18 protein-coding genes are annotated in these 22,558 nt (G+C 71.9%); 8 read left to right on the forward strand and 10 right to left on the reverse strand.

Annotation, left to right across the window (positions count from 1 at the left end):
- Positions 1–74: 74 nt before the first annotated feature.
- The 3 genes from WME73_RS49435 (at position 75) to WME73_RS49445 (ending at position 5,645) form a co-directional block, all read left to right on the forward strand.
- Entirely contained in the window at positions 75–1,004 is a 930-nt protein-coding gene (locus tag WME73_RS49435) for a phosphatase PAP2 family protein (RefSeq protein WP_437743250.1), read from the forward strand.
- A gap of 130 nt (positions 1,005–1,134) precedes the next feature.
- Complete coding sequence (locus WME73_RS49440; protein WP_437743251.1) at positions 1,135–1,344, forward strand: TOBE domain-containing protein; 210 nt, start codon at positions 1,135–1,137, stop codon at positions 1,342–1,344.
- Positions 1,345–1,757: 413 nt separating this feature from the next.
- A complete protein-coding gene (locus WME73_RS49445) occupies positions 1,758–5,645 on the forward strand; it encodes a DUF4215 domain-containing protein (RefSeq protein WP_437917517.1) in 3,888 nt (1,295 codons plus the stop codon).
- A gap of 7 nt (positions 5,646–5,652) precedes the next feature.
- Here the strand turns inward: WME73_RS49445 and WME73_RS49450 are convergent, their stop codons facing one another.
- Entirely contained in the window at positions 5,653–7,425 is a 1,773-nt protein-coding gene (locus WME73_RS49450) for an ATP-binding protein (RefSeq protein ID WP_437743252.1), read from the reverse strand.
- 411 nt (positions 7,426–7,836) lie between these two features.
- Between WME73_RS49450 and WME73_RS49455 the strand changes: the two genes are divergently transcribed.
- From WME73_RS49455 to WME73_RS49475, 5 genes are all read left to right on the forward strand, one after another.
- Positions 7,837–9,825 (forward strand): methyl-accepting chemotaxis protein, encoded by a 1,989-nt coding sequence (locus WME73_RS49455; protein WP_437743253.1) that lies wholly within the window; start codon positions 7,837–7,839, stop codon positions 9,823–9,825.
- A 34-nt stretch (positions 9,826–9,859) separates the two neighbouring features.
- A complete protein-coding gene (locus tag WME73_RS49460; protein ID WP_437914135.1) occupies positions 9,860–10,858 on the forward strand; it encodes an FHA domain-containing protein in 999 nt (332 codons plus the stop codon).
- A 56-nt stretch (positions 10,859–10,914) separates the two neighbouring features.
- Positions 10,915–11,379, forward strand: a complete 465-nt coding sequence (locus tag WME73_RS49465; protein ID WP_437743255.1) for a 1,2-dihydroxy-3-keto-5-methylthiopentene dioxygenase — start codon at positions 10,915–10,917, stop codon at positions 11,377–11,379.
- 14 nt (positions 11,380–11,393) lie between these two features.
- Positions 11,394–11,762, forward strand: coding sequence for a cupin domain-containing protein (locus tag WME73_RS49470; protein ID WP_437547860.1), 369 nt, complete (start codon positions 11,394–11,396; stop codon positions 11,760–11,762).
- A 144-nt stretch (positions 11,763–11,906) separates the two neighbouring features.
- Positions 11,907–13,070, forward strand: coding sequence for a flavin reductase (locus WME73_RS49475; protein WP_437743256.1), 1,164 nt, complete (start codon positions 11,907–11,909; stop codon positions 13,068–13,070).
- Between the two features lie 63 nt (positions 13,071–13,133).
- On the opposite strand, the gene WME73_RS49480 is transcribed toward WME73_RS49475, so the two are convergent.
- The 9 genes from WME73_RS49480 to rnr all read right to left on the reverse strand — a co-directional run bounded on the left by WME73_RS49480 (position 13,134) and on the right by rnr (position 22,499).
- Positions 13,134–14,045: a methylenetetrahydrofolate reductase gene (locus WME73_RS49480; protein ID WP_437743257.1), complete on the reverse strand. Its 912-nt coding sequence runs from the start codon at positions 14,043–14,045 to the stop codon at positions 13,134–13,136.
- Positions 14,046–14,085: 40 nt separating this feature from the next.
- On the reverse strand, positions 14,086–14,373 hold the full coding sequence (locus WME73_RS49485; protein WP_437547865.1) for an MSMEG_0570 family nitrogen starvation response protein: 288 nt from the start codon (positions 14,371–14,373) through the stop codon (positions 14,086–14,088).
- 12 nt (positions 14,374–14,385) lie between these two features.
- The gene (locus tag WME73_RS49490; protein WP_437914136.1) at positions 14,386–15,582 is read right to left on the reverse strand and encodes an MSMEG_0565 family glycosyltransferase; all 1,197 of its coding nucleotides are present in this window, start codon (positions 15,580–15,582) and stop codon (positions 14,386–14,388) included.
- On the reverse strand, positions 15,579–16,559 hold the full coding sequence (locus tag WME73_RS49495; RefSeq protein WP_437914137.1) for a sll0787 family AIR synthase-like protein: 981 nt from the start codon (positions 16,557–16,559) through the stop codon (positions 15,579–15,581). The genes WME73_RS49490 and WME73_RS49495 overlap by 4 nt, the downstream gene beginning before the upstream one ends.
- Positions 16,559–17,065, reverse strand: a complete 507-nt coding sequence (locus tag WME73_RS49500; protein ID WP_437743260.1) for an MSMEG_0567/Sll0786 family nitrogen starvation N-acetyltransferase — start codon at positions 17,063–17,065, stop codon at positions 16,559–16,561. Before WME73_RS49500 ends, WME73_RS49495 begins: the two co-directional genes overlap by 1 nt.
- Positions 16,962–18,281 (reverse strand): MSMEG_0568 family radical SAM protein, encoded by a 1,320-nt coding sequence (locus WME73_RS49505; RefSeq protein ID WP_437914138.1) that lies wholly within the window; start codon positions 18,279–18,281, stop codon positions 16,962–16,964. Before WME73_RS49505 ends, WME73_RS49500 begins: the two co-directional genes overlap by 104 nt.
- Positions 18,226–19,254 carry a Nit6803 family nitrilase gene (locus tag WME73_RS49510; protein WP_012241613.1) on the reverse strand — a complete coding sequence of 343 codons (1,029 nt, stop codon included), beginning with the start codon at positions 19,252–19,254 and terminating at the stop codon, positions 18,226–18,228. Before WME73_RS49510 ends, WME73_RS49505 begins: the two co-directional genes overlap by 56 nt.
- Positions 19,255–19,268: 14 nt before the next feature.
- Positions 19,269–19,751 (reverse strand): MSMEG_0572/Sll0783 family nitrogen starvation response protein, encoded by a 483-nt coding sequence (locus WME73_RS49515; protein ID WP_012241614.1) that lies wholly within the window; start codon positions 19,749–19,751, stop codon positions 19,269–19,271.
- A gap of 375 nt (positions 19,752–20,126) precedes the next feature.
- The gene (rnr, locus tag WME73_RS49520) at positions 20,127–22,499 is read right to left on the reverse strand and encodes a ribonuclease R (RefSeq protein ID WP_437743262.1); all 2,373 of its coding nucleotides are present in this window, start codon (positions 22,497–22,499) and stop codon (positions 20,127–20,129) included.
- Positions 22,500–22,558: the final 59 nt, after the last annotated feature.

The following is a 22,558-nucleotide window of genomic DNA, read 5'->3' on the forward strand; positions in this document are numbered from 1 at the left end:
GTACGCCGCACCGAGCCGGACGACGGGGATGAGCCCGTGGCGCACGAAGATGCGCCCCGCTATAGAGCTCCGGCATGGAAGCGCTGGACCTCCCCGCCGAGCAGCTGGCCTCGGCGGTCGGCGCGCGGCCCTTGCTGCTGCTCGCGCTGCTCTTGATCGGAACGGTGGGGGTGCTCCTCGGGCTCGTCGCCGTCGCGCGCTTCTCCGACCGCCACGCGCGGGCGCTGTGGGCGTGGGCCGTCCGGGCCTACGCCGCGGCGGCCGCGCACCCGGCCACGCAGCGCCTCTCGGCCCGGTTCCCCGCGGTCGCGAGGGTGCTCCGCGAGCTCTCCGCGGCCGAGTACCTCGTGATCCACCTCGGCCTCGGGCTGGTGCTCAGCATGGCCGCGCTCGTGTTCGTCGCGCTCGCGGAGGGGGTGCGCGAGGGCGAGCCGATCGTGGACGTCGATCTCGCGCTCGCGCGCGCGCTCCACGCGTCGTCGAGCCGCGCCGGCGTGGCGGCGCTCCGCGCGTTCACCCTCCTCGGCAGCTTCTGGGCGCTCGCGCTGCTCGCGGTCGTCGTGGCCGCGGCGCTGCTGAGGCGGGGCCGGCGGGTCCTCGCGGTCGGGTGGCTCTTCGCGCTCGCCGGCGGCGGGCTCCTCAACTTCGCGCTCAAGGCCCTGTTCGCCCGGCCGCGTCCGACGTTCGCCGATCCGCTCGCGGTGGCCGCGGGGTGGAGCTTCCCGAGCGGACACTCGATGGGCACGTTCGTCGCCTTTGGCATGCTCTCGTACCTGGGCCTCCTGCTCCTCCGGACGCTGCGCGCTCGCCTCGTGCTCGTCGCGCTCGCGCTCGGCTGGACCGTGGCGATGGGCTTCAGCCGCATGTACCTCGGCGTGCACTACCTGAGCGACGTGCTCGCGGGGTTCGCCGCAGGCACCGTGTGGCTGGCCGTCTGCATCTCGGGGATCGAGGTCGCGCGGCGCAGGCCGGGTCGGATCGACGGGCAGTCGCTGCCTGCCTGAGACGGCCAGTCGCGTCCGCCCCGAGGTGGGCAGTCGCAGGCGGCCTGAGCTGCCGCGGCGCCCGCCGGGCCGCGGCGCGGACCGGCGCCCCGGCCGCTCCGCGGTAGGATCGCGCGGGAGGAGGCAGGAGATGCAGATCAGCGGCAGGAACAAGATCCCCGGGAAGATCACGGAGCTCGTGGTGGGCGACGTGATGGCCAAGGTCGTGATGGAGGGGCCGGGGGGCACGGAGCTCGTCGCGGTCATCACGAGCGACGCGGCGAAGGAGCTCGGCCTCTCCGTCGGCAAGCAGGTGCAGGCGCTCATCAAGGCGACCGAGATCATGGTGATCGCCGGGTGAGCGGCGGCTGGCCCGCGTAAACCTCGCCGCCGCCCTGATCCGCAGCGCGCCCGGCGATGTCAAGATCGAACTCCGGCCGTGCTCGATTCGACATCAAGCCGCGAGCTCGTCGGCAGAAGCCGAGTTAAGTCACGGTGGAAATAGACATTATTATCGAAATTTGCGCCGAGACCAAGGTGCAGAACCGAGGTGGACGCCTGGGCGCAGAACCAAGGCGCAGAACCACGTCGGCTACCGGCGGTGAGCAGGATGAAGAGCTGCGCCGAGCACAGCAGCGCCGCCGATTTCGCCTGGAGCGGGGGTGCACTTTTACGATAAAGTGTGTCTAGCGCCGTTTGCTCGGGAAGAGCGCAACGTGCGTTATCGAGGTGGCCGTGGGTTTAAGGACTTCTTATCTGGCTTTGGCGGTGGGATTGCTTCAGATCACGGTCGCTTGCGGCGGGGGCGGCGCGACCACGAGCGATGCGACCGGCTCCGGGAGCGGCGCGAACTCCGGCGGCGGCGCGCCTGGCGTCGGCGGCGCCGGCGGCACCGGCGGTGAGCCCGAGTTCACGGTGGGCAGCGGCATCGGCCTCGGCGGCAACGGCGGCGGCGAGCCGGACCCGTGCGAGGTCGACGATCCGCCCCCCGAGTGCTTCCTGCCTCCCGACCCCGCCTGCGGGGACGCGGCGCTGAACCAGGCGTCCGAGGCCTGCGACGACGGCAATACGCTGCCGGGCGACGGCTGTTCTGGGCAGTGCCAGGTCGAGCCTTACTGGGAGTGTCCGACGGCCGGTCAGCCTTGCGAGCTGACCATCGCGTGCGGCGACGGCGTCGTCGACCCCGGCGAGTTCTGCGACGACGGCAACAACGTCGATGGCGACGGCTGCAGCGCCGACTGTTACTACGTCGACCCCTCGTACGTGTGCCCGAAGCCGGGCGAGCCGTGCATCCTGCTCTACGACTGCGGCGACGGCCGCGTGAACGGCTCGGAGGAGTGCGAGGACGGCGACGACCCGCCTGCGTCCGGCGACGGCTGCAGCGCGGAGTGCAAGCGCGAGGCGGGGTTCCAGTGCAGCCGGCCCGATCAGCCGTGTACGCGGCTGCCGGTCTGCGGCAACGGCGCCAAGGAGACAGGCGAGGGGTGCGACGACGGCAACACCGCGAGCGGCGACGGCTGCTCGAGCCTGTGCCGGCAGGAGCCCTATTACAACTGCCCGACCCCCGGATCGCCCTGCGTGCGGCTGATCGAGTGCGGCGACGGCAAGGTGCAGCCGGGCGAGCTCTGTGACGACGGCAACGCCGCGGATGGCGACGGCTGCTCCGCCGACTGCCAGGTGAAGGACCCGGCGTACGTGTGCCTCGAGCCGGGCGAGCCGTGCATCCCGCTCTACCTGTGCGGCGACGGCCGCGTGAGCGGCAACGAGCAGTGCGATGACGGCGACGACCCGCCGGCGAGCGGCGACGGCTGCTCCGCGGACTGCCGGCTCGAGGAGGGCTGGGTCTGCAAGCCCGGCCAGGCCTGCACCGTGAGGACCTATTGCGGCGACGGCGTTGTGCAGCTCGGCGAGCAGTGCGACGACGGCGGGGGGACGTCCCCTGAGGGCGGCGACGGCTGCACCGCGCAGTGCAAGATCGAGGTCGGCTGGACGTGCCCGCCGGCGGGCGGGCGCTGCACCCCGCCGCCGCCGCCCGTGTGCGGCGACGGCAAGATCGGCGGCACCGAGGTGTGCGACGACGGGAAGCAGCCCCCGGCGAGCGGCGACGGCTGCAGCGCCGATTGCCAGACGATCGAGGTGGGCTGGGACTGCTCGCGCGTCGGGTTCCCCTGCAAGACCATCTGCGGCGACGGGCTCAAGCGCGGCGCAGAGCAGTGCGACGACAACGATCTCGTCTCCGGCGGCGGCTGCGACGATACGTGCCGCATCGAGCCCGGGCGGGTGTGCACCAACGCCGTGCCCCAGGACTGCACGGGCTACTCCGTTTGCGGCAACGGCGTCCGCGAGGGCACCGAGGCCTGCGACGACGGCAACGGCAACTGGCGCGACCTCTGCACGCCGGACTGCAAGGGCGAGCCGGACTGCAGCGGCGGCGCGTGCATCTCGAAGTGCGGCGACGGCATCCTCCTGCCCGGCGACGCCACCGAGGCGTGCGACGACGGCAACACCGCGAGCGGCGACGGCTGCTCCGCCACGTGCACGATCGAGCCGGGCTACGCCTGCACCGTTCAGCCCACCGAGATGCGGCTGCCGATGGTCATCCGCGACTTCATCGGCTGGTGCCCGACCTCGTACGACCGCAACGTCAGCAACACCGCGTGCGACAACAACCTGACGGACACCCTCGTCGGGCACTTCGATTTCGAGATCGATCCCAGCGGCAATCAGATCGACAAGATGGTCCAGCCGACGCTCGACGCCGCCGGCAAGCCCGTCAGCAGGTTCGGCCCCGCCTTCGTCACGCCGAGCGACGCGAACGGCTGGACCACGGGGCAGAACAACTTCCAGTGGTGGTACCGGGACAACCCGACGTACAACAGGACGCTCGTCACCACCATCGAGCTGACCCCGCAGGCCGGCAGGTACGTGTACCAGCGGAGCCCGTTCTGGCCGGTGGACCCCACCCCGCCGAATGGCGATCCCGTGCTCAGCAACCTGGTCTCCGCCGGGCTGGAGAAGGCGCAGCAGAGCAACCCCTCGCACAACTACTACTTCACGAGCGAGGTCCGGTACTGGTTCCAGTTCAATCCGAACGGCGCCGCGGCCGATCCGGTGCTCACCTTCTTCGGTGACGACGACGTCTGGGTGTTCATCAAGAACACGCTGACCGCGGACATCGGCGGCATTCACGGGCAGCTCCAGGAGAGCGTGACCATCCTGGACAACGGCGACGCCCGCGTGACCCCGTGCACCCAGAACGCCTGCCCGGCGGACGCCCGCACCCCCTACGAGGTCGACCTGAACCTCGAGCCGGGCAAGGTCTACGAGATCGCGGTGTTCCAGGCCGAGCGCCACGTCGTCGGGTCGAACTACCAGCTCACGCTGTCGGGCTTCAGCGCCGGCACGTCGGTGTGCTCGCCGCAGTGCGGGGTCGACGAGCCGGTCGTGACGCCGGGCGAGGAGTGCGACGACGGCAGCGAGAACGGGACGGGCTACGGCCAGTGCAACAACTGCCAGCTCGGGCCGTACTGCGGCGACGGTCAGAGGAACGGCCCGGAGACCTGCGACAACGGGATCAACAACAGCGCGTACGCCAACGCCTCGAACGCCTGCGCGCCGGGGTGCGTGGCCCCGCCCCGGTGCGGCGACGGCGCGGTCAACGCGCCGTACGAGGCGTGCGACCTCGGCTCCGGCAACACGGCGAACGGCTACGGCGGCTGCACGCGCGAGTGCGAGATCGGGCCGTACTGCGGCGACGGCGCGACGAACGGCCCCGAGCAGTGCGACAACGGCAGCAACGACGGCTTCTACGGCACGTGCAACCCGAACTGCACGCCCGCCCCGCGGTGCGGCGACGGCAACGTCGACGAGGAGTGGGGTGAGGAGTGCGACGACCCGGCCGACCCGAACTGCGTGGGCTGCCAGCTCGGGGCGCTCTGCGGCGACGCGGTGGTGCAGGCGAGCTACGGCGAGGAGTGCGACGACGGCGTCAACGACGGCGGCTACGGCGAGTGCGCGCTGATGTGCCTCTACGGCCCGCGCTGCGGCGACGGCGTGGTGCAGCCCGACGAGGAGGACTGCGACCTCGGCGAGGCCGACAACAACGGCGCTTACAACGGGTGCACGCAGCACTGCTCGTACGGGCCGTACTGCGGCGACGCGGCCGTCAACGGCGCTGAGACCTGCGACGACGGCGTGAACGACGGCTTCTACGGCAGCTGCTTCCCCGACTGCACGCCGGCGGCCCAGTGCGGCGACAGCCACATCGACGAGGAGTGGGGCGAGCAGTGCGATCCCCCGAACGAGGCGACCGGCTGCAGCGAGAACTGCCGCAAGGGTGCCCAGTGCGGCGATTCGGTGGTGCAGGCCGACCTCGGCGAGAAGTGCGACGACGGCGTGAACGACGGCGGCTACGGCGAGTGCGGCCCGAGCTGCGTCTACGGCCCGCGCTGCGGCGACGGCGTGGTCAACGGCCCCGAGCAGTGCGACGACGGGGACGGCAACAACACCGGCGGCTACGGCAAGTGCGCGCCGGGGTGCATCTACGGGCCGTACTGCGGCGACGGCGTGCGGCAGAGCCTGTACGAGGAGTGCGACGACGCGAACAACACGAGCGGCGACGGCTGCAGCTCGGCCTGCGAATACGACAACCAGCCTCTCTAGCCGCCCCTCACGCCCCCGACCGCGGCGCCTGCGGCCGCGGTCGCACCGTGGTGTCACCCAGCGGCTTCTCCAGGAGAGGAGGGCCCGCGATGGGCAGCCAGATCTCGAAGACAGCGCCCCCCTTCTTGGCCTTGCGGTAGGTGATCTCACCGCCGTGCTCGAACACGATCCGCTGCGCGATCGCGAGGCCTAACCCCGTCCCCTTGTCCTTGCTGGTCGCGTAGGGCTCGAACAGGCGCGGCACCATTTCCTCGGCCACGCCCGGGCCGTTGTCGCGCACCACGATCCGCACGCGGTCGTTCGGCAGCGGGCCGATCGTCACCGAGACGCGCGGGTCGCGCCGGATGGCGCTCGCGGCGTCCAGCCCGTTCTGGACCAGGTTCGTGAGGACCTGGATCAGCTGATCGCGATCGGCCGAGACCTCCGGGATCGGATCCGCCACGAGCTCCACGCGCGGCGACGGCGCGCCGGAGGTCGCGCCCGCGCCGGAGGTCGCCTCGCCCGACGCCGGGGCGGCGTGCAGCGTGACCACCCCGCGCGCGACCGCGACGAGGTCGATGGGCGTGAGGTTCGGCGGCGGCAGGCGCGCGAACTGGGTGAACTCGGTCACGATGTTCGCGATCCGGTGCACCTCGTTCAGGACCGTCGACGTCGCCTCCGCGAAGTAGTCGTCGAACGCCGGGTCGTCGCGCTGACGGAGCCGGCGCAGCGTCTCCACCGCCGCACGGATGGGCGCCAGCGGGTTCTTGATCTCGTGGGCGATCTGGCGCGCGACCTCGCGCCGCGCGGCGATGCGCTCGGTCGCGGCCAGGCGCTTGCGCATCGCCGCGAGCTCGTCGATGGTCGCGTTGAACGCCGCCGCGAGATCCGCGATCTCCCGCCCCCCGCGCCCCTCCACGCGCCGCGGCGCGCCGCTCATCACCTCGCGCGTCTCGCGGGCCAGCGCCACGAGCGGCCGCGACAGGCTGCGCGCCAGCACGACGGCCATCGCGACGGCGATCGCCAGCACCGTGGCGCCCGTCAGCGCGATCGCGCGATCCAGCCGCGCGAGCGCCTGCCTCAGCGGATCGCGCGGAACAGACGCGACAACGTCAAGGCCCGGGATCTCCGCGAAATGGAGGACGCGCACGACCTCCGCCTCGCTGCTCTGAGGGGCGAGCTCCCCCTCCCGCGCCGCCGTGAGGCGCACATGGTACGCCTCGCCGATCCGCGCGAGGACCGGGCCGATCCGCCGCGCCCCCACGAGGCCGATGGTCACCCCGTGGCTCGACAGGGCGCAGTGGACCTCCAGCGACGGCTCGCCGCCCGCCTTCGCCGGCCGGAGCCGCGGCGCGCCCCCGGGGGCCTGGATCAGCTCCGCGAGCCGCTTGTCGCGCGCGCCGATGCGCGCGGCGTCCTCGGCCCCCAGGACGCTCCCGTCGCCCGCGACGAGCGACAGCTCGTCGAGGCGCAGCGCCTTGGCCTGGCTCGGGACCAGCCGCCCGAGGGCGATGCGGCTCCCGGGGTCCATCGCGTCCGGGTCGCCCTTGGCGCGCTCGAGCTCGACGTGGGCCTTGTCGACGAACGTGTCGTGCCGGCAGAGCGGCGGCAGGAGGTCGCGCAGCGCGTCGGCCTCCCACGCGAGCTGCCGCCGGACGCCTGCATGCGCCGCGTCGATCCGCTCGGCGAAGCCGCCCTCGATGATCTCGCGCGACGCCTCGCGGAGGGTCAGCCCGACGAACGCCGTCGCGATGATCGCGACGAGCCCGAAGGCGAGCAGGAGGCGAGCGGCGAGGGACATGGCGGGACGGCCACGCCCGCCCGGCCGCCGGTACGGCCGGGCGGCCGCCGCGGTCCGCGGCGGTGTTCAGGGTCGGTGCGGTCGAACCTAGAGGAATCGGCGCCCGCGCCGAGCCCCCGCGGCGGGCTCCTTCTCCGCCGCAACCTCCGTGCATACGCCATCGGGTCGAGATCGTCCAAGTTCATCGCGTTTCCCCCAACCGCGCGGGCCCGCCCCCTGCGCCTCTGCCCAGGAGATCTCGGTTCGCGGCTCGCCTGCCCGCGGCTCCCTTGCCGCGCTCGCCGCGCTTCTGCCGCGCGCTCTCCTTGCACCGGGGGGCACTCGCCTCTTACGCTCGGTCGTCCTTCGGGGTCGCCCTTGGCGCGCCGGCCAACGCGCGCGCCGCAGCTCGACCGCGCTGGAACGCACGAAATGAACTCCAAGCAGCTCTCCATCCCCATCGCCGTCCTCCTCGCGCTCATCGGCTTCGGGCTGAGTTTCGCGTCGAAGTGGCTGGCGGAGTTCTCGGGCCAGCTGTTCATGGTCTTCGGCTTCTCCGCGGCGGTGGCGGTGGTGTACGCGAGCCTCGCGGGCAAGGGCGGCGTCCCCCTGGGAGGCCTGCGCGACGCGCTCCGCGGCGCCGCCCGGGGCAAGCGGCCCAAGCTCCCCGAGGGCGCCCCCGCCGACGTCGCCGAGACCTACGAGCAGATCGCCGAGATCGCCGGCCGCCAGCTCGAGCTCGCGGAGGAGCGCCACGCGCTCGCCGAGGAGCGCGACAAGCTCGCGAGGGAGCGCGACGGCCTGAGCCGGGAGCGCGACGGCATCGCGAAGGAGCGCGACACCCTCGAGCGGGAGCGGGACAACCTGAGCCGGGAGCGCGACGGCATCGCGAAGGAGCGCGACACCCTCGAGCGGGAGTGCTCGACGCTCACCCGCAAGGTGAACGAGCTCGCGCAGCGCGGCCCCGACATCGACGTCGACGCGCTCGTGGACGCCGTGCTCCGCGCCACCGCCGGCGAGCGGGTGCGCGTCCCGCCGGGCTCGTCGCCCGAGCTCTCGCGCCTCTACTCCGAGCTCAGCGGCATCGCGGAGCGGATCACCCAGGCGGAGCTGCGCGACAAGCAGCGCCGCTCGGAGCTGGCGCAGGCCACCGTGCTCCTCGACGAGCTGCTGCCCAAGCTCAGCGACGGCGTGAGCAGCGTCATGCACGCGAGCGAGCAGGCGACCGTGTACATCCGCGAGATGACGACCGCCCTCGCCAACATCGCGCAGTCGGTCGAGTCGCTCGCGTCGAGCGCGGAGGAGTCGAGCTCGAGCATCCTCGAGATGACGGCCACGAACGAGGAGGTCGCCGAGAACGTCGGCGAGCTCGGGTCGAGCGTGCGCGAGACGGTCTCCTCGATCGAGGAGATGGCCTACTCCATCCGCGAGGTCGCGAAGAACGTCGACGCCCTGGCGCTGACGGCCGAGGAGACGAGCTCCTCGATGAACCAGATGGACGTCTCGATCGACCAGGTCCAGTCGAACGCGAACGAGACGGCCCGGCTCTCGGAGGAGGTGGCGACCGACGCCGAGAAGGGCGCCGAGGCGATCCTGAAGACGATCGGCGAGATCTACCGCATCAAGGAGTCGAGCCAGGAGGCCGTGGCGGTCATCTCGAACCTCGGCTTCCGCATCGAGGCGATCGGGCAGATCCTCGCCGTCATCGACGACGTCGCCGAGCAGACCAACCTCCTCGCGCTGAACGCCGCGATCATCGCCGCCCAGGCCGGCGAGCACGGCAAGGGCTTCGCCGTCGTCGCCGACGAGATCAAGGACCTCGCCGAGCGCGCCGGCGGCAGCACGAAGGAGATCGCCGAGCTCATCAAGACCATCCAGTCCGAGTCGAAGAACGCGATCGCCGCCGTCGAGCGCGGCGCTCACAACGTCGACCGCGGCGTCGAGGTCTCGAACGAGGCAGAGCGGGCCCTCAAGAAGATCCTCGAGAGCTCGCAGAAGTCGACCAACATGGTGCGCGCGATCGCCCGCGCCACGGTCGAGCAGGCCAAGGGGTCGAAGCAGGTCACGGACGCGATCGGGCGCATCGCCGAGACGGTGCAGCAGATCGCCGCCGCCACGGCGGAGCAGGCGCGCGGCTCGGAGCTCATCATGAAGAGCGCCGAGAAGATGCGGACCATCACGCAGCACGTGGAGCGGTCGAGCCAGGAGCAGGCGCGCGGCGGTCGCCAGATCACGAGCGCGATCGAGCAGATCTCGCACATGGTCAACAGCCTCAACACCTCGCACCGCAGCCAGACGCGCGGCGGCGAGCAGCTCGTCGAGGCCGGCAAGCGCATCGAGGAGGCGGCGCGGCAGCAGGACCAGGCGGTGCGCCAGCTCCTCAGCGCCTCCGAGCGGATGCGTCGTACGGCGGCGATTTGAGGCCGAGCCGCCCCCTCGCGCGCAGGCAGCATCGATGGCGTTGACGATCGTGGTGCTCGCGCCCGACGGGGCGGGGAAGGCGGACGGCGGCGAGCTCTCCCTGACGCTGGACGCGCCCCGCGTCATCATCGGCCGCGCGGAGGGCTGCGAGGTGCGCCTCCCCGACACGAGCGTGAGCCCACGGCACGCGTCGATCCGGCAACGGGGCGCCACGTACCTGCTCCTCGACGAGGGCAGCGAGAACGGCACGTTCCTCGGCAAGACACGCATCGCCCTGCGCACGGCGATGCCGCTGAAGACCGGCGACCGCATCCGCATCGGGCGCGTGTGGCTCGTGCTCCGGATCGAGCCGGCGGTCGCGAAGGCCGCCCCGGCGGCCGCCGCCAAGGAGCTCGCCCTCGAGCTCGTCGCGCGCGGCCTCGCCGCACAAGGGGAGGATCCGGCGCCGCGCGTGGTCGTGGTCGAGGGCCCCGACAGCGGCCGCGCGTTGCGGATCGAGGAGGCGGCGCGGCCCTACATCCTCGGGCGCGCCAAGGACACCGATCTCGTCCTCGACGACCCGGACGTCTCTCGCCGTCATCTGGCCATTACCCGCAGGGGTGATCAATTCTCGGTTCAAGATCTCGGATCGCGCTCGGGCGCTTCGCTCGACGGCGTTCCAGTGCCTCAGTTCGATACGATCTGGCGTCCTGGACAGGTGCTCGCGATCTCGGGTGATCGGCTCATCTTCGAGCACCCGGCCGCCGAGGCGCTCGTGGAGATCGAGCGCAGCCCGTGTGAGCCGCTCCGTCCAGACGCGGTGTTCGAGCCGCCTTCGCTCGAGGAGCCGAAGGCAGCGCATTCCACGCCGACGCCTCCGCCTGCCTCGGTGAGCACGAGTTCGCCGCTCGCGCAGCCCGCTGAAGCGGCTCCGGCGTCTCGCGCGGCGCAGGGAAGTGGATGGGGCTTCACAGAGGCGCTCATTGCGCTGCTCGCGCTTGGTGTGCTGGCGCTCAGCATTGCTGGCCTGTTGTGGCTGCTGGGGCGCTCTTAGCGTCTTGACGTCGCGCGCGCGCAGGGTTCGAAGAGCGCAGTCCCGGAGGGGTGCGCATGCGTGCGATCCGAATGAGAGCTGACGGCGAGGGCGAGGCCAGCGAGGCGGAGCTTCAGGCGGAAGGGATCCAGTGCGGCGCGTTCGACCCGGGCGCAGCTGCGCTCACCTTGCAGCGCGTGGTCGCGGAGCGCGGATGGACGGAGCACGAGGATGTCCGCCGCGACGGGAGCAAGCCGCGCGACGAGGCGGAGAGCGCGAGAGAGGCGGATGAGCACTGTCACCTGGGCGACGAGGTGCGGCTCTTCGTGGAGGGACAGGGCTGTTACGACATCCGTTGCACGAACGACGATTGGCTGCGGATCTGGGTCGGCGCGGGCGATCTCATCGCCGTGCCGGCGCGGCGCTACCATCGCTTCATGGCGAGCAAGGCGGGCGCGATCCGCTACCTGCAGCCGTACGGCGGCCGTCACCTGCTCATGCAGCTCTACCGCGTGTCCGATGATCGGACGCGCGCGATGTGATCGCGAGGTACCCCATGGCGCATCCCTACCGTCTCGTCACCTCCAGGGCCCGGATCCCCGTCCCTGGCGGCAAGCTCATCGAGGAGATCTTCGGCCGCGTGAACACCGGCACGGAGGGGTTCAGCCTGGCGCACATGGTGGCCCCGCCGGGCTGGAGCGAGCCGGCGCAGACGCCTTCGTTCGGCGAGCTGACGCTCGTGATCCGCGGCCGTGTGCGCGCCGAGATCGCGGGCGAGGCGGTCGACGTCTCGGCCGGCCAGGCCCTCTGGACGGAGCCCGATCAGCGCGTCCGCTACAGCAACCCGTTCGACGAGGAGAGCGAGTACTTCGCGCTCTGCATACCGGCCTTCGCGCCGGACCTGGCGCGGCGCGACGCCGAGTGAGCTCCGCAGTGCGCGCGCTGCGCGGCGCCGGCGCTTGATCTGCGCGGCGCCGCCGCAGGATGCGCGCATCGCGGTGCGCGGCGCCAGCGCGCGCGCTGCGCAGATCCTGGATCCCTGGTGGGCGCCGAGCGCGTACTATGCCCCATGCTCTTCGATCCCGCGGAGTTCCGGAAGGTGCTGGGCCAGTTTGCGACCGGGGTCACGCTCGTGACCACGGTGCAGGACGGCACGCCGCAGGCGATGACGGTGAACTCGTTCAGCGCGGTCTCGCTCGACCCGCCGCTCGTGCTGTTCTGCGCGGACAGGCGGTCGCGCACGAGCGCCGCCATCGCGGCGTCCGGGGTCTTCGCGGTGAACATCCTGCGGGAGCAGCAGCGGGAGTTCTCGGACCTGTTCGCCGGCAAGGGCACGGACATCGATCGGCAGGCGGTGCTCACCGAGGCTCATGTGGCCGAGTCGGGCAGCCCGATCCTCAAGGACGTGCTGGCCTTCCTCGACTGCAAGGTGGAGCACACGTACGACGGGGGTGATCACATCATCTACGTCGGTCGCGTGCTCGCGTCGGGCCGGGGGGAGGCGGGCGCGCCGCTCCTGTATTACCGGGGCACGTACCAGGCCCTCGACGACGTCTGGCGGTGGCGCGATCGCTACGCGGCGCGAGAGCAGGCGACCCCGTTCCACGAGCTCGTCGACTTCTTCGATCGCATGCAGGCGGAGGGCCCTTATGCGACGCTCATCGACGAGCTCGTCACGCTGGTCGATCCGGGCGTCGAGGAGCGGTGCCTCGACCTCGGCTGTGGCACGGGCCGCCTGACCCGCGAGATGGGTCGCCGCTGCCACGAGTCGATCGGGATCGACGCGACGGCGGCGATGGTGGAGCGCGCCGCGCAGCGGGCGAAGGCGCTCGGCCTGGACAACGTGACGTTCCGGGAGGCGCTGGCGACGCGGCTGCCGTTCCCCGACGCCTCGTTCGACGTGGTGACCGCGTCGAACCTGCTCCTGCACCTGCCCGAGCCGGGCCCGGTGCTGGCCGAGGCGGCGCGCGTCCTCCGCCCGGGCGGCCGCCTGGCGCTGCTCGAGCCCGCGGCCACGATGAGCCGCGCCGCGATGGCCGGCTACCTGCGCGGCCACCGGTACAACCCGTCGACGGCCCACGCGATGCTGGCGTGGGCCGACGCGGCGGAGGTCACCTACCGTCACACCGAGGACAAGCTCGGCGGCGAGCTGGGCGGCGCAGGGCTCCAGGTCGACCGCCGCGAGCGCCGGATGAACGGCCTCGCGCTGCTCTGGATCGCCCGCAAGGCCTGAGCGCGCCGCTCGACGCGCCCGTCACCAGGCCTCGTCCGGCGCGCGGAGCCCCGCGCTAGAGGCTCATGCCGCCCGCCGGAGGCCTGCCTCGTCGACCAGCCGGGGCACCCAGTCCTCCGCGCCGATGGACCGCATGTGGATGCCCGAGAGCCCGGGGATGTCGCGGAGCCCGCGGATGAGCTCCAGCGTGATCCGGTAGCTCTCCCCCTCCGCGTCGCCGCTCAGGCGGACGCGCTCGATCAGGTGCTCGGGGACCACGAGGCCCGGCACCTTCTGCAGGAAGCTCAGCCGATCCACGCCCGCGAACGGGAAGATCGCCGCGATGAAGTGCGCCCGCTCGTGCAGCCCGCGCTCCACCACCGCGGCCATCCAGCGGCGCATCGACGCGAGCTCGAACACCGCCTGCACCTGGATGAAGCTCGCGCCCGCGTCGATCTTCGCGGCGAGCCGGTCCATCGCCCCGGCGATCGCCTGCTCCGCGCACGGGAAATCGATGGTCCCGACGTGGAAGTAGGGCGCCGGCGAGACGACGTCTCCGTTGAAGAGCTTCCCCTCGCGCGTCAGCCGGCGGGTCAGCTCGATCGCCGCGTAGCTGTCGACGTCGCTCACCTCCTTCGCGTCGGGATCGGAGCCGATGGCGCACGGGTAGCCGCCGAGGACGATGATGTTCGAGAGCCCGAGCGCCGCCATCCCGAGGAGGTCGCCCTGGAGGGCGATCTTGTTCTTGTGGCGGAGCGAGAACTGGAGCACCGGCTCGAGCCCCTCCTGCTTCACGAAATGGCCGACTGCCATGTTGGCGCAGCGCGCCTGCGAGAGCAGGTGATCGTTGATCTGCACCACATCCACACAGCCCGCCATATTTCGGGCGTGCTTCAGCAACTTCTCCAGATCGTAGTGACGCGGGGGCGTCAGCTCGGCGGAAACGAGGAACTGGCGCTCGCTGAGGAGGCGCTCCATCTTCGACTTCGTCACCATCTCCTGCTCCTTCCGTCACTCGACGAACCTGAGGACTCCGTCACTCGACGAACCTGAGGACCCGGACCTTGGCCCCGCTCCGGCCGTGGAACCGCGCGGCCGCGCTCGCGATACGCGCCGCCTCGGCCCGCGCCAGGCTGCAGGGGAACCCATACTTCTTCAAGACCCGCTCGCTCGCGATATCGAGCGCCGTCCGGCAACGCGACACGAAGTCGTCGAGATCGTAGCTCTCCCCGACGTCGAGGTGCTCCTTCACGACGAGCGACGGAGAGTAACAGACCTGCTGCTCGCCGCTCGGCCACTCGATAACGAAGCGCATCTCCGGCATACGTCGCTCGCTCTAGGTTTGGCGGGATCCAAGGAACTCGCGGTACACGCCGGCCGCGATGCGGGCCGAACGATCCCACGTGTACCGGGCCGCGGTCTCGAGCCCCGCGGCGCGGAGGCGCCGCCTCACGCCCTCGTCCAAGATAGCCTCCATTGCGCCGGCGAGATCGTCTGTTCTCGAGGGATCGACGAGCAGCGCGCTCTCGCCGTCGGCGAGGAACTCGGTGAAGGGAGGTTGCGCAGAGCTCACCACCGGCGCCCCCGAGGCCATCGCCTCCAGCAGGACGAGCCCGAACCCCTCGCGGACGGACGGAAAGACGAACGCGTCGGCCAGCCGGTAGAGCGGCGGGATCAGCGCGTCGGGGAGCACGCCCGCGAGGACGAGCGGCGGCGGCGACGCGCCCGCAGGCGAGGGCCATACGCCGCCTGCGCGCGCGATCGCCTCGAACTCGCGCTGGTAAGGTTCGTAGTCGAACAGCGTCTCTCCGCCGGCGATGATGAGCTGGGCTCCGGGCAGCCGCTTCCGCACCGACAGGAACGCCTTGAGCAGGCCGATCGAGTTCTTGCGCGGCTCGACGCCGCCCACGGTCACGAAGAGCGGCGATCCGGTGGCGTCGAGGCGCGCGCGCAGCGCCGCGTCCCGCTCGTCGGGCGTGGCCGTGTAGCGGCGCAGGCTCACGCCGTTCGGGACGATCGCCGCGTCGACGCTGTGCTCGGCCCGGAGCGCCTCCCTCCACGCCTCGCTGACCACGAGGCACGCGTCGGCCTCGCGCACGGAGCGGTCCTGGCAGGCGCGCAGGTACGGGCTGTCGTAGTCGTCGAGGTGGTGCACGGTCCGGAGGAAGTGGGGGACGCGCCCCTCGGCGCGCAGCGCCGCGAGCGCGTTCGCGCTGATGCAATCCTGGGAGTGCCAGACGTCGTGCCGCGCCCCGAGGCGGCGCAGCCCGTCCTCGAACTCCGCGATGCGCTGCTTCACGACCGCGTCGATCCCCGCCGGCGGGGGCGCGGCGGGCACGAGGACCGAGGGGCAGCGCGGCGCGCGGTAGAAGCCGCCCTGGTCCTTGTTCAGCGCGTAGATGCAGACCGAGACGCCGAGGTCGTGGAGCGCCTCCGCGAGCTCGACCGTGTGCACGACGCCGCCGCGCGGCTTGGTCGAGTAGGTGAGGAGCGCGACCGAGAGCGGCGCGCCCGAGGCAGCGCGGGCGCTCATCGCGCGCCCTCGCGCGCGAGCCCGGTGAGCGGCTCCGCGGAGAGGTCCCAGAGCGTCTGCCGCTCGCCGGCGGCCTGGAGGGTGAGCCGCCGCGAGCCGTCGACGGCGCCGACCGCCGCGCTCGCGATGCCCCGCCGCGCGAACGCCGAGAGCACCTCGCCGGCGACCCCGGGGCGCACGCTGAGCAGGAAGCCGTAGCTCGGGAACGCGAGCAGCCAGCGCGCGAGCGGGACGTCGCGCGGCCGCGGGACGGCCTCCAGATCGAGCACCGCGCCGGCGCCGGACGTCTCCAGGAGCATGAGCAGCGTCCCCGCGACGCCGCCCATGCTGATGTCCTTGCCCGCGTCGCACAGGCCCGCCTCGGCGAGGGCGGGCAGGACCTCGAGGTCGCCGCGGAGCCGCGCCGGATCCGCGCCCGTCGAGGCGTTCCAGAACGGGTGCTCCGCGTGCATCTCGCCGCGCAGATCGATCGCCGCGACGAGCACGTCGCCGGGGCGCGCCGCGAAGCTCGTGATGAGCCGCCGCGCCCGGCCCGCGATGGCCACGGCGAGGGCGTTGTACGGGCTGCGCGCGCTCGTATGCCCTCCAACGATCGGCACGCCGTAGGCGCGCGACGCGGCGACCATGCCCTCCCAGACCGGCTCCAGCGCGCCGGCCGAGGTCCCCCAGACGACGTCGACCACGGCGATGGGGCGGCCGCCCATCGCGTAGACGTCGCTGACGTTGACCATCACGGCGCTGTAGCCGGCGAACCGCGGGTCCCCTTCGAGGAACGCGGGCCAGATCCCCTCGGCGGCGAGGAGCAGGTAGCCGTCTCCGTCGGGGATGGCCGCGCAGTCGTCGCCGAGCGCCGCGGGTCGCTCGACGGAGCCGGCCGCGCCCGGCGCGCCGGACAGGTACCGCGCCGGGATCTGCACGTCCCGCTTCGCGAGGACGCCGATCGCGCCGCGCAGCTCGGCCGCGACGCCGCCGAGCATCAGCGGAACCTCTGCCCGGGCGGCGGGCGGGGCTCGTCGCTCGGCGGGTAGCTGTCGAGGTCGGCCTCCATCAGGTGGTGCGGCCGCTCGCGGTGCGATCGCTCCTCGAGGGAGCGCCAGTGGATGCCCTCGAAGAACGGGACGTTGGCCGCCTGGACGAGCGCGAGGAACCGGTGGCACCCCCAGCCGTGGGCGGTGGTGACCGCCTTGTGGACGAGGCCGCGGCCGACCACGCCCTGCTTGCGGTGGGCGCGCTCGACGCCGAGCCGGCCGCCGTACCAGAGGCCGGGCTCCGCCTCGTAGATGCGCACGGTGCCGACGAGCCGCGGGCCCCCGGGCGCCCCGTGCTCCAGGGCGGCGATGGGGAACGCGGAGGCGTCCCAGTCGTCCTCGTCGGTGGTCTTAAACAGCCCTTGCTCGTCGCAGAAGATGGCCCGGCGCAAGCGGAGGTACTCGAGGTACGTGTCCCTGCTCTGCACAAGCTCGAAGCTGTAACGTGGCGTCATCGGAGCTCTCCGAGGTTGATGTCCATGCCGCGCCGGATCCCGACCGCGCCGCGGGCCGGCCTTCTGCCTCGAAGCCCGAGAGCCCCGAGCAGGCGCCGCAGCGGGCGCAGCCCGCCTTCACGTCGGTCGAGCGCAGCCCCGCCCGCGCGAGCAGCGGGCCGATGTGCTCGTAGAGCGCCCGCATGAAGTCCCCCGAGGGCGGCGCGCGATCGGCCCCGGGCGTCCCGGGGATGGGCACGAGCGGGACGAGGAACGGATAGACCCCCAGCGCGATGAGCCGCTCGCTCGCGTCGAGCAGCGACGCCAGGGAGTCGCCGAGCCCCGCGATGAGGTACGTCGACACCTGGCCGCGCCCGAACACGCGCACGGCCGCCTCGAACGCCTCGAAGTAGCGGGCCACGCTCACCTCGGCCTTGCCCGGCATCGCGGCCGCGCGCACCTCGTCCTCGACCGCCTCGAGGTGCATGCCCAGGCTGTCGACGCCGGCGGCGCGCATCCGCTCGAACCAGGCGAAATCGTCGGGCGGCTCGCACTGCGCCTGCACCGGCAGATCGACGCGCGCCTTGATGCCGCGCGCGCAGTCGGCGAGGTGCGCCGCGCCGCGATCCGCCGACCGCGGCGTGCCCGTGGTCAGCGTCACGTGCCGCACCCCGTCGAGCCGCGCCGCCGCCTCGGCGACCTCGCCGAGCTGCTCCGGCGTCTTCTTCGCGGTGGTGCGCCCCGCCGCGAGCGACTGCCCGATCGCGCAGAACGTGCAGGCCTTCTCGCGCTCCGTGTACCGGATGCACGTCTGGAGCACCGTCGAGGCGAGGACGTCCGCCCCGTGCAGCAGCGCGATCTTGGGGTAGGGGATGCCGTCCTTCGTCGAGAGGGCGTAGAAGCGCGGCGTCTTCACGAGGGCGATGGGCGCGAGTTCCTGGCCGTCCCGCTCCACGGTCCCCGCGCCGTCGCGCCCGAGCCGCGCGACGAACGGCGACGCCGCCGCCTGGTCGGTGTGGATCGGGATCATCACCGTGGCCCCGCGCAGCGTCGCCGCGACGTGCTGGGTCGGCCCCGCGCCGCCGCGCCGCGAGGTCCACGCCGCGCGGCGGCCGTCGCCCTCGCCGGAGGCGGGCTCCGGCGGGGGCGCGGCGCCCGCTTCGGGGGCGCCCTCGGGGGCTTCAGCCAGCCTCAGGCCGAACGACTGGAGCTCGGTGATCAGCGTCTGGGTATCCATGGTCCACCGCCGCAGGGGCAAGGGAGGAGGCCTTGGGGCTGCCCGCGCCGAGCGTTATCGAGCGCTCCGCCGTATCCATCCAAAGCCGCAGCAAGTCGGGCCGGGCGTAGTGCCCCGCCGCATCCATCATCCGCTTTCGCTTCGTGATCAGGGCGAAATCGAGCTCCGCGACGGCCATACCCTCGCCGTCGGTCACGGGCGGGCACGCGTGCACGCCCTCGGGCGTCACGATCGCCGTCATGCACCCGCCGCGCAGCACGCCCTGGATCTGCTCGTTCGGAGCGACCTCCCGGACCTGCTCCGGCGTCAGGAAGGCCGTGGCGTTCACCACGAAGCAGCCCGACTCCAGCGCGTGGTGCCGGATCGTCACCTCCATCTGCTCGGCGAAGATGGGCCCGACAAGGGAGCCGGGGAACTGGCTGCAATGGATCTGCTCGTGCTGCGCGATGAGCGCGAACCGCGCGAGCGGGTTGTAGTGCTCCCAGCAGGCGAGCGCCCCGAGCCTCCCGGCCGCGGTGTCCACGGTCCTGAGCCCCGAGCCGTCGCCCTGCCCCCAGATCATGCGCTCATGATAGGTCGGCGTGATCTTGCGCCGGTGGAGCACCAGGGAGCCGTCGCTGTCGAAGACGAGCTGCGCGTTGTAGAGCGTCCCGTGATCGCGCTCGTTCACGCCGAGCACCACGACCACCCCGTGCGCGCGCGCGGCGGCCGCCACGGCCCGCGTCACCGGGCCGGGGACGGTGACCGCCTCGTCGTAAAGGCGCATGTGCTCCTTCCCCATGGCGGGCGGCGGGAGCACGAAGGAGAAGTACGGGTAATACGGGACGAACGCCTCGGGGAAGACGCACAGCTCGGCGCCTTCCTTCGCGGCCCTGGCGATCGCGGCGACGACTCGCTCGGTCGTCCCGTCCCGGCTGCCGAGGACGGGACTGGCCTGCACCGCGGCCGCCCGGACTTTGCGGTTGAACTCCATGGACCGCGCTCGGATCAGAGCGTCCAGGAGTGGACCATGAACGCGTTGTCCCGGCGGTGGATCAGCTGGATGTCGAGCACGTCGAGCGGGCTGATGGGCTTGATGCCCGGGATCAGCGCGTGCTCGCCGTGGCCGTAGAGCGCCTGCAGCGCGAACCGGCAGGCGTACACCTTGCCGCCCTCCTCCATGAACCGGCCGATCTGCTGGTTCACCGCGAGGTGCCCGGAGAACGCCTCGCTGCCGAGCTTGGGGAAGCCGCGCTGGAGCCCCAGGGTGACGCCCGGCCCATAGAGCAGGATGGATGTCTCAAACCCCTTACGTTGCAGGCGGATCGCCGTCAGCACGTTGACGAGGCCGATCGACCCTTCGAAGGCCACCGTGTGAAAGGTAACCAGCGCCTTCTCTCCCGGCTTCGCCTTGACGTCTTCGAAGACCTTCTCCTCGTAATCGACCAGGAAGTCACCAGCGTTGTAAGCGGGATACGTCGGCTTGGGCATTGGTTACCTCTCTCCTAGAATGAGTTAGTTGAGAACATAGTGGTTCTCTGAACGCAAGGGAAATGCTGGAGCACTCTCTCTTTTGAGCGGGTGTCAATCGCAGAGGGGCACGGAGGGGGTGTGACTTTGGATCTGGCGTCGGCGATGCGCGCCTCGCAGCGCCGCGGTCGACCGTTTGCCTCGGCTGTCTCGGCTGTCTCGGCCGTTTCGACGATTTCGACTGGTTCGACCGGTTCTGTTTCGCCGGTTCGTCTCAACGATTTCGACGAGGTTTCGCGCGCTTGTCCGCGAGATCGAGCGTGGCTGGAGAGGTGCTGCGCGCTCGTGCGTTCGAGCGGCAAAGCCTGGCAGGGAATCGAGCCCTCGGGCGGGCTGCTACCGCTGCTTCTTTCGTACCTTGGCGCTCTTGCCGCCCTTGGTGCGCTTGCTGGTCTTAACGCTCTTCACGGGCTTGGTGCTCTTGCTGATCTTGACACGACGGGGGGGCCGTGCGTCCGCCGCGTCGCGCCGCTGCCGGCGCGGCTTCGGCTCGTCCGCCGCCGGCTCGCCGGCGAGGCGCCGGCCATAGACGGCGCGCCGGAGGATGGCCACGTCCTCGATCTGCACGAGCATCGCGTCGCCGATCGCGATCCGGTCCCCCGAGCGGCGGCCGATGACGCGCAGCCCCTCGTCGTCGATCTCGTACTGATCCGGGCCGAGCGACTCCATGCGGACGAGCACGTCGACGAAGGGATCCTCGATGTTGACGTAAACGCCCCCTCCCACGATGCCCGTGACGGTGCCCTCGAAGGTGTCGCCGAGCCGGGAGCGCATGAGGAGCGCGCGGTGCAGGTCGACCACCTCGCGCTCCACCTCCATCGCCTTTCGCTCGCGCTCCGACGCCGTGATGGCCGCCTCGCGCAGGCGCTCGGTGGCCGCCTCGCTCCTGTCGACGCGCTCGCCGCGCAGCACCGCGCGGATGGCCCGGTGCGCCGTGATGTCCGGGTACCGCCGGATGGGCGAGGTGAAGTGCAGGTACGCGCTCGAGGCGAGCCCGAAGTGGCCCACGTTCGCGATGTCGTACACCGCCTGCTTCATCGCGCGGAGCAGCAGCATGTGCAGCACCTGCTTCTGCGGGTGCGCGTCGAGCTTCTTCAGGAACACCGACAGCCGCTTGGGGTCGGCCGCGTCCTCCGGGTCGAACGCGAGCCCGAGCTCGCCGCACATCGTCGCGAAGCGCTCGAGCTTCGCCTGGTCCGGGGGCGCGTGGTACCGGAAGACCGTGGGGATGCCCTGGTCGACGACGAACTGCGCGCACGTCTCGTTCGCGAGGAGCATCATCTCCTCGATGAGCTGGTAGGCCTTCGCCACGCCGGGGTCGTGGCTGCGCTTCTGCACGTCGACGGGCGCGCCCGTCTTCGGGTCGAGCACCACCTTCGCCTCGGGCAGGTCGAGGTCGAGCGCGCCCCGCCGCATCCGCCTGCCGCGGAGCAGCCGGGCGAGGTCCCACATCACCTGAAGGTCGTTCCTGAGCGCCTCGGCCTCGGGGCTGCGCGGCGGCTCGGGGGTGAAGCCGAGCGCGCGCGCCACGCCGGGGTAGGTGAGCTTCGCGATCGAGCGGATGTACCCCTCGATGACGCGGGCCCGCCGCACCGTCGCCGTCGCGTCGAGCTCGACCTCGACGCACAGGCACAGGCGGATCACGCCCGGCAGCAGCGAGCACAGGTTCGACGACAGCGCCCGCGGCAGCATCGGGATCGCGCGATCGGGCAGGTAGACCGAGTTGCCCCGCGCGAGCGCCGCCTGGTCGAGCGCGGTGCCCGGCCGCACGTAGTGCGAGACGTCGGCGATCGCGATCCAGGCGCGGTACGAGCCGTCCTCCTCGCGGATCACCCACACCGCGTCGTCGTGGTCGCGCGCGTCCTCCGGGTCGATCGTCGGCATGGGCAGGTGGGTGAGGTCCGTGCGCCCCTCGAGCGCCTCGGCCGGCACCTCGCCCCCGAACGCCTCGGCCTCGGCGATCGCCTCGGGCGCGTGCTCCTCCTCGATCCCCTCGCGCACCAGGATCTTGGCGACCTCCACGTTCGGGTCGCCGGGCGTCCCCAGCACGGCCTCGAGCACGCCCTCCGGGTTCTCCTCGGCCAGGTCCGGGAAGCGGGCGATCGACACGACCGCCGCGGCGCCGTCCTCCGCGTCGGGCGGAACGAGCGGCCCGCCCGGCTCGCGCGGCACGATCACGATGGGCCCGCGGACGCGCCCGTCGTCCGGCTCGAGCCACGCGCTCCTGCCACGCCGCCGCAGCACGCCCGCCACGCGCGCGTGGCGCCGCTTGACGACCCGGACGATCTCCCCCTCCACGCCGCGCCGCGAGCGGGTCGAGACGCGCACGACGACGGTGTCGCCGTGGAGCGCGCCGCCCATCGCCTCGGGCGAGATGTAGACGTCCTCGGCCGCCCCTCCGAGCGCCACGAAGCCGAAGCCGCGCGGGTGCACCGTCAGCGTCCCCTCGCGCTCGGCGCCGCGCGCCTCGACCTGCTTCTGGCTCGTGCGGAAGCGCTGCCCGGGGAGCGCCACGATGCTGCCCTCCAGCGACAGCTCCTCGAGCAGCCGCTGCAGCTTCGCGTAGCGGCTCGGCTCGACCCCGAGGCGCTCGGCGATCTCGTTCGCGTGCAGGGCGCGCTTGAACGAGGACAGCAGGTCGACCACGGCCTCCCGGCGGCGCGCGCCGGAGCCGGTCGTCGGGGGATCTCCGCGAGATGAAGAACGCATGAAACTCGACTAGCACGAGTCTCCTCGCGCTGGCTGTCTCCGCCCGGGTCCGGTATGCC

The organism is Sorangium sp. So ce302 (assembly GCF_051530145.1).
Classification (GTDB): domain Bacteria; phylum Myxococcota_A; class Polyangia; order Polyangiales; family Polyangiaceae; genus Sorangium; species Sorangium cellulosum_B.